We start from the raw sequence: 7,666 nt of genomic DNA on the forward strand, positions 1-7,666 counted from the left end.
CCGTCATTGCGAGGAGCCCTTGCGACGAAGCAATCCAGACCGCCTCCACGGAAAGATACTGGATTGCTTCGCTGCGCTCGCAATGACGATGCGGAAAGAGCTTACGCTCTTTCGACTTCACGCCTCGCGGCGGCATTTTCCGCCAGATGCCGCCCCGCAATGTACCCGAACGTCAGCGCCGGCCCGAGCGCGATCCCCGGCGCCGGACAATTGCCGTTCATGATCGAGCCCATGTCGTTGCCGCAGGCATACAGGCCCGAGATCGGCGTGCCGTCGTCGCGCAGCACGCGCGCCTGGGCGTCGACCTTCACGCCGATGGCGGTGCCGAGATCGGCGGGATAGATCCGCAGCGCAAAGAACGGCGCGCGCAGGATCGGCGCGACGCAGGGGTTTGGCTTGTGCGCGGCGTCGCCGAGGTGGCGCTGATAGATGGTGCTGCCGCGGCCGAATTCGGGATCCCGACCCTCCTTCGCATTGGCATTGTAATCGGCGACCGTCGCGGCGAGAGACGACGGGGCAACGCCGATCTTCGCGGCGAGCTCGGCGATGCCGGGCGCCTCGATCAACTCGCCGCTGCTGACGTAGCGGCGGACACTCCAGGTGAACGGCTTGATGCGGCCGAGGCCGTAGGTCCAGAGAAAGTCGCGGTCGCAGATCAGATGGAAGGGCCTGTCAGCCTCGCCATTGCCGTCGCGGAGCATGACGAGCACGAACTCATGATAGGACAGCGCCTCGTTGACGAAGCGCCGGCCGGCTGCGTTGACGGCGATGATTCCGGGCTTGGCGCGGTCGGTCACCGTGTGCGGGAACACGCCGCGGCTGCCGTCGTCGCGTTGAAACAATGAGGCCGGCACCCAATAAGCCGGGCTGGTGGCATCGCTGTTGAGCGTGGCGCCGCTTGCGGTTGCCAGGCGCAGGCCATCGCCGGTGCCGGACGGGCTGGTTGCAGACACCAGTCCTGCGGCGGGCGGAAAGAAGCGCTTGCGGAGGTGCGTGTCGTGCGAAAAGCCGCCGGTCGCGAGCACCACGCCGCGGCGCGCCGCGATGGTACGGTCGCGCGCGCCATGGCGGATCGTGACGCCGCTGATGCGCCCACCCTCGACGACGAGATCCTCGACATCGGCGCTGAAGAGCATCTCGACCTGCCGCGCCAGCAGCGAAGCATAGAGCTGGGCCGCGAGCGCGTTGCCGAGATGCAGCGTGGTGCCACGCGGCGAACGCAGCCTTTGCAGGGCATATTGCGAGATCAGCCGCGCCGAGCGCAGCGTCGAGCGGAACGACTTTCCGATTCCGCGCAGATGCGGAACATCGAGCCGGTTCACCATCATGCCGCCGAACAGCATGAACTCCGGCAGCGGCGGTCGCAGCCGCGCAAAGCCCGCACCGAGCTTGGTTCCGTCGAACGCCACCGGCTCCAGCACGCGGCCGCCTGCGGTGGCACCCAGCCGCTCGGGATAGTAGTCGGGACAGGCCTTCACCGGCTGCAGCCGGACTTCGGTGTTGGCCTCCAGATACGCGACCGCCTCGGGACCGCGCGCGAGGAAGGCGGCGCGCAGGCCGACATTGGCGGGCTCGGGAACGGTGCTCGCGAGATACCGGACGGCATCGGTGACGCTGTCGGAGAGGCCGGCGTCCTTCATCTTGCCGTTGGCGGGGATCCAGACCATGCCGTCCGACCACGCCGTGGTGCCGCCGACGAAGGCGGTCTTCTCGATCACGAGCACGCGCAGGCCCTCGGCGGCGGCAACGGCGGCTGCCGTCATGCCGCCCGCGCCGGCGCCGATCACGACGACGTCGTAGCTGTCCTGCGCCGGCATCATGCGGCAAAGTTCCCTGAGCGAGGCATGGCACCGTCATATGGCAATAGGGGGTGAAAACAACCCCATGCACAGTAGCCGGGGCTGGGGGACATGGATACGGATTTTACGAAATTGCGCTTGACCCGTCGGGCAAATCAGGTGTATATTGTCATTATCGCAAGGTGTCGGATGAACCTTGCAAAATGACGCAATTTGCGTCGGGACGATGCACCCCGACGCAGCAACACGTCAAAATCAAGCATTTTAGCGTTGCGGCTTGCGCTCGATCGGGTCGATGTCGAAGGCCCGCAGGCGGCCGAGCCGCAGCACGTCCATGGCGAGCCGCCGGCCGATGCGGTCGCGATCGAGCACGCGGATCAAATCGTCGACGCCGTTGATCTCGATACCGTCGAGCCTGATGACGACGTCGCCGGGCAACAACCCCGCCTTCGCCGCCGGCCCATCCGGCTCGATCTGCGCCAAGAGCGCACCCATCTTGTTCTCGACGCCGGCCAGCACCGCATGCCGCCGCGGGATCGGCGCGGTCTGCCCGGCCACGCCGATATAGGCGCGGCGGACATAGCCGTGGCGGATGATCTCCGACAGCACGAACTGCGCGGTGTTGCTGGCAACCGCAAAGCAGATCCCTTGCGCCCCGCTGATGATCGCGGTGTTGATGCCGATCACCTCGGCATGCGACGACACCAGCGGCCCGCCGGAATTGCCGGGATTGAGCGCGGCATCGGTCTGGATCACGTCCTCGATGGTGCGGCCGCTGACCGAGCGAATCGAGCGTCCGAGTGCGGAGACGACGCCCGCGGTCACGGTGGACTCGAAGCCGAGGGGATTGCCGATCGCGATCACGAGCTGGCCGCGCCTTAAGGTCTTGGAATTGCCGAGCGCAGCGTACGGCAGGTCGCGAACGCCGTTGGCGCGCAGCAGCGCGAGGTCCGTATCGGGGTCGACGCCGAGCACCCGGGCATCGCCAACATTGCCCTCGATATCCCTGAGCCGGATGTCCCGGGACGCTCCGACCACATGGCTGTTGGTCAGCACCAGGCCATCCGGCGAGATCACGATGCCCGAGCCGAGCCCGCCGCGCTCGCGTCTATCAGGCACCTTTGGCCCGGTCTCGACGCGCACGACGGCGGGGCCGACACGCTCGGTCACGCCGATCACGGCATTGGAATAGGCGTCCAGCAACGCCCCGTCCTGATCCGGGGCAGGCGAAGTCGTTCGCGATGACGAGCTGCCATCGGCGATATCTGACGTGAAATCCAGCATGGCAAGCGTCCTTGAGGGCCACACAGATGGTGGCCTGTTGCCGCAAGGACAAGTAGCCCGCCCCTAGCCGCAAGGCTGGGCTGCCAGGGCTTGACGACAGGCTTGACTAAGGGGCTTGACGAGGGCGCCCGTCGCAGCGTGCCGCCCCTCGCCTTGACCGGATCGAGCAGCGTCCAGTCGCCGTCCGGCAGCACATGCCCCTTGGGGAACGGCGGACGCATCTCGATGCCGAGCGAACGCAGCACGCGCTGGTCGCGGTAGTAGCATTGCAGCGAATTACGGTGACGTGCACAAAACTCTAGCCTGCTGGCCGGGTTCGAAATGCGTCTTGCTTTGCTCTAACCAGCGGACACGGGCGGCTTTGCAGTTCACCTCAGGCAGGTCAGGACGCCCCATGATTGGTAACTATGCTCGCTAGCCAGCGCCGGAATCGCCGACGCACAAACAATGAATTGGCAGCGAATAAGACAAACGTAATCAATGCGAATATACCCGCATGATAAGCAATCGACGATCCAACCACGGCGAGTACCGCAAACCCAAATGAAATGAGGACAACGCCAAGAAACGGCCACCACTCCACTGAACAGACATAGCTAACGCGCGCTGATTCCGCCTCCTTCTCGAAACAGATCTCGCACTTTTGAATGTTCACCAGCGGACGAAGAGTACGAGTGCCAGTGAGTCCGGAAAACGCAATCCGTGTTTCACTAACCACCATGTCTTTCGCGCCTTCGGAACGAGCCGCCTCAGCAATTCTATCTCTAAGAGCTAACACTTGCGCAGACGTCAAGAGAGGAACGAACAACACGCCAGCGAAACCAAAAGGTATCATCGCTGCTATTTTAGCCCCGAACCTCATTTGAGCGGCGGCGATAGTGATGGTGGCCCCGCATAGAAAAGCTTTGTCACCTGATCCGTGCTGCTTACGCCAAGGCCAGTAACGCCAAGTCCGTAAGTATTATAACGGGTGGTACTGTGCCAGCAAGCCGCCTGGTCTTCACTGGAGAAATAACGAGCGTGTCGTTTCGAATCGTGATGAATGCCGCCACGACGGCAGGCGCCCAGCACTTCATCCACTACTCGGTCGAATCCGAATTGTGAAATGTTTGCCTCGGCGGTTTCCCTACTTTGCATGGGGTTGTTTTAGTAATTCTTCATTGGGTGGCCACAAGGAGCCCTAGGTCTTAACTCAGGAGACTTGACTAAGAGGGCGCCCGTCGCAGCGTTCCGCCCCTTGCCCTGACCGGATCGAGCAGCGCCCAGTCGCCCTCCGGCAGCACATGCCCCTTGGGGAATGGCGGGCGCATCTCGATGCCGAGGGAACGCAGCACACGCTCGTCGCGGTAGTAGCATTGCAGAACGACGCGAACGAGGGTCGCGGCCGGCCCGCCACCGGACTCGCGGAACTGCTTGACGACGCCGTCGCGCGCGGCGGCATCGAGGTCGGCGAGCGGCATGCCGGCTAGCCTGGCGAGATGATCCAGCGCCGTCGCGACTGGCCCGGCGTCGCGGCCGAGCGTTGCAAGGATGTCGGCCTGGATGACCTCGTCATCGGCGCCGGGGACGCGATATTCCTCGCTCGGTGGAATGATCAGCGCGGCGATGGTGCGAAGGTCCTGGCGCTGCCGCGGCGTGAGGATGAGCTGATCAGTCATGAGGTCCTCTTCCAAATCTCGTGCCGCAGTGACGGTGCGCTCCCTCTCCCGCTTGCGGGAAGGGCAATCGCATATACGTTTTCCATTGTTCGGCATGCTCGTGCCACAAACTCGTCATGCCCGGGCTTGTCCCGGGCATCCACGTTCTTTGTGCGGCAGCAAAGGTCGTGGATGGCCGGGCCAAGCCCGGCCATGACGATGTGGAAACGTCTGTGCGCAGCTTCTTCAGGGGCATATGCGATCGCCCTTCCCTCAATCGAACAGATTGGCGAGGCGCTGCTTCATCTGGTCGGCGATGTAGAGCGCGAGGGCCTGGATGGTGGAGGTCGGGTTCACGCCGCCCGAGGTGACGAAAATGCTGCCATCGACGATGAAGAGATTTTTCACGTCGTGCGTGCGGCCCCATTCGTTGACGACGGATCGCTCGGGGTCGGTTCCCATCCGCGCGGTACCGAGCAGATGCCAGCCGCCCCAGGGGATCGGCGAGTTGATGCAGATGTCGGTCGCACCCGCCGTTTCGAGAACCTCGCGGCCCCTCGCCAGCGCGTGGTCCATCATCTTCTGGCTGTTCTCGGAGATCGTGTAGTTGATCTTCGGCGCGGGAATGCCGTGACTGTCCTTCAGGATCGGATCGAGCGTGACTTGATTGTGCTCCTCCGGCAGGTCCTCGCAGATCGCGGAGAAGCCGATGCGATGGCCGTTGAGCTTGCGGAAGACGCGGTGATGGTCCGCGCCCCACGGCAAGATGCCCTTCTGCTCGCTGACGACGGCCTCGAACACCGGGCCTGCGCCGCGCACGAACTGGACGCCGTAGCCGCGCACGAAACCGCGCGAGAGGTCGGTGTCGTACCACTCCTTGCTCCACAGGCAGGTCGGCGGCGCGCGGTTCGAGTCGGTCGGCTCCTTCACATAGCCGTAGATCTGCGCATAGGGATGGAACATCAGGTTCTTGCCGACGAGGCCGGACGAATTGGCGAGCCCGTTCGGGAAACGGCCGGATGCCGAGTTGAGCAGCAGCCGCGGCGTGCCGACACCGTTGCAGGCGATGATGACGACATGCGCGGCCTGAAACTGCTCGACGCCGTCCTTGTCGTAATAGACGACGCCCGAGGCCATGCCGTTGTCGTCGGTCGTGATCTCGCGCACGCGGCAATGCGTGCGCAGCTCGACGCCGGCGCGGATCGCCTGCGGCCAGTAGGTGATGTCGGTGGACGATTTTGCGCCCTGCGCGCAGGCCGGCGTGCAATGGCCGAGATTGATGCAGCGCGCGCGGCCCTCATAGTCCGTGGTCGCGACCGTCGTGTCCGACGGCCACCAGTGCCAGCCGAGCTTGTTCATGGCCTTGCCGATGATCGCGCCGGACAATCCCATCGGCTGCTGCGGCATCGGCGGATGGGTCAGCGGCGACAGCGGATCGCCCGACAGGCCCGACGTCCCCATGATGCGGTCGTTCTCTTCGAAGAACGGCGTCAGCGCGTCGTAGTCGATCGGCCAGTCGTCGGCGACGCCGTCGAGCGTCCTGACCTTGAAATCGGAGGGATGCAGCCGCGGCCAATGCGCGGTGTACATCACCGTGGAGCCACCAACCGCGTTGTAATTGACGACCTTGATCGGCGAGTTGTCGTCGTTGATCGGATAGTCCTCGGGCCTGCCGCGCACGTTCGGGCTGGTCGCCCACTCGCCGTAGAATTTTGCTTCCCAGTCGCGGCCGGTGCTCGGATATTCCGCCGGGTTCATCCAGCCGCCCTGCTCCAGACACAGGATGTGCATCCTGGTTTCGGCCAGCGACCACGCAACCGCAGCGCCTGATGCGCCCGCGCCGATGATCAGGACGTCCACGGGGTCGTTCATACCGGTACTTCCTCCCGCCCTCGCCGCTTCCCGGGCGATTCGGCCACTCCAAATGAGCTTGTAGCGCCAAACGATAGGGGCAGAGCGGCGGGCGAGTAAAGCCGTCCGCCGGGAATGTCGCACTTCGCTGAGCGCAGACCATTGGTCTTGCCATGCCCGGATGCTAGGAACGAGGCGAAAACAGCAAATCGATAGCGAGACCGCATGTCCCCTGGGAATTTCCTTGCCGCAGCCGTTCTGATCGTCACGGGATATCTCGCCTCAGTCGGCCCGAGCCTGGCCGTGACCGGGACTGCCACGGTCCGCGATGCCAACTCCATCCAGATCGCCGACGTGACCTACCGGCTCGACGGCGTCGATGCGCCCGAACTCGACCAGGTCTGCATCGACGACCATGCCGACCCCTGGACCTGCGGCCTCGAGGCGCGCGACCAGCTCACCAAGCTGATCAAGGGCCGCTCGGTGCGTTGCGACGATGTCGGGCCCGAGAAGAATTTTGGCAAACGGCATCGCGCCATCTGTACGGCCGATGGCGACAAGACGACGCTGAACGAGCAGCTTGTCCGCCTCGGCTATGCGATTGCGCGCGAGCCGATCAAGGCCAACGTCAAGCCGGCGGCGACCGAGGCCAAGACGGCCTCGAGCGGCATCTGGAAGGGCTGCTTTGTCGCGCCGCAGGAATTCCGTATCGGCAAGAAGGACGGCCCGCTGCTCGGCGCCGCCTGCCGTGCCGACCGCGACAAGGAAATCCGCGCCGTGCTGTTTCCGGACGAGCTGACGATGCCGCCGAGCTGCAGCATCAAGGGCAAGCTCGCCGTGCGCGCCCGCGTCACCGGCAATATCGGCATCTATCATTTGCGGGGATGCCCGAGCTATTCCGGCACCACCAAGCCGGACCGCTGGTTCTGCTCCGAGGATGACGCACAGGCCTCCGGCTTCCGCAAGGCGTATAACTGCCGCCGGCCGAAGTAATTTCGCGAGCTGCCTCTTTCGCCTCTCCCCGCCTGCGGCAGGGCAAGGGCATATGACTCTGCGATAGGTGGAGCACGAACCTATCCACATCGTCATGGCCGG

5 protein-coding genes are annotated in these 7,666 nt (G+C 64.4%); 1 reads left to right on the top strand and 4 read right to left on the bottom strand.

What is annotated here, in order from left to right; all coding sequences use genetic code 11:
- Nucleotides 1–101: 101 nt before the first annotated feature.
- The 4 genes from C2U70_RS14520 to C2U70_RS14540 all read right to left on the bottom strand — a co-directional run bounded on the left by C2U70_RS14520 (nucleotide 102) and on the right by C2U70_RS14540 (nucleotide 6,592).
- Nucleotides 102–1,820: an FAD-dependent oxidoreductase gene (locus C2U70_RS14520; RefSeq protein WP_140978901.1), complete on the bottom strand. Its 1,719-nt coding sequence runs from the start codon at nucleotides 1,818–1,820 to the stop codon at nucleotides 102–104.
- Between the two features lie 243 nt (nucleotides 1,821–2,063).
- Nucleotides 2,064–3,083 carry a S1C family serine protease gene (locus C2U70_RS14525; protein ID WP_140978903.1) on the bottom strand — a complete coding sequence of 340 codons (1,020 nt, stop codon included), beginning with the start codon at nucleotides 3,081–3,083 and terminating at the stop codon, nucleotides 2,064–2,066.
- 1,205 nt (nucleotides 3,084–4,288) lie between these two features.
- The gene (locus C2U70_RS14530) at nucleotides 4,289–4,741 is read right to left on the bottom strand and encodes a hypothetical protein (protein ID WP_140978905.1); all 453 of its coding nucleotides are present in this window, start codon (nucleotides 4,739–4,741) and stop codon (nucleotides 4,289–4,291) included.
- Between the two features lie 252 nt (nucleotides 4,742–4,993).
- Nucleotides 4,994–6,592 (bottom strand): GMC family oxidoreductase, encoded by a 1,599-nt coding sequence (locus tag C2U70_RS14540; protein WP_186294264.1) that lies wholly within the window; start codon nucleotides 6,590–6,592, stop codon nucleotides 4,994–4,996.
- Between the two features lie 204 nt (nucleotides 6,593–6,796).
- Here C2U70_RS14540 and C2U70_RS14545 point away from each other — a divergent pair, with 204 nt between their 5' ends.
- Complete coding sequence (locus C2U70_RS14545; RefSeq protein ID WP_140978911.1) at nucleotides 6,797–7,564, top strand: thermonuclease family protein; 768 nt, start codon at nucleotides 6,797–6,799, stop codon at nucleotides 7,562–7,564.
- Nucleotides 7,565–7,666 lie beyond the last annotated feature (102 nt).

The sequence above is a fragment of the Bradyrhizobium guangdongense genome (assembly GCF_006483445.1).
Taxonomy (GTDB): domain Bacteria; phylum Pseudomonadota; class Alphaproteobacteria; order Rhizobiales; family Xanthobacteraceae; genus Bradyrhizobium; species Bradyrhizobium guangdongense_A.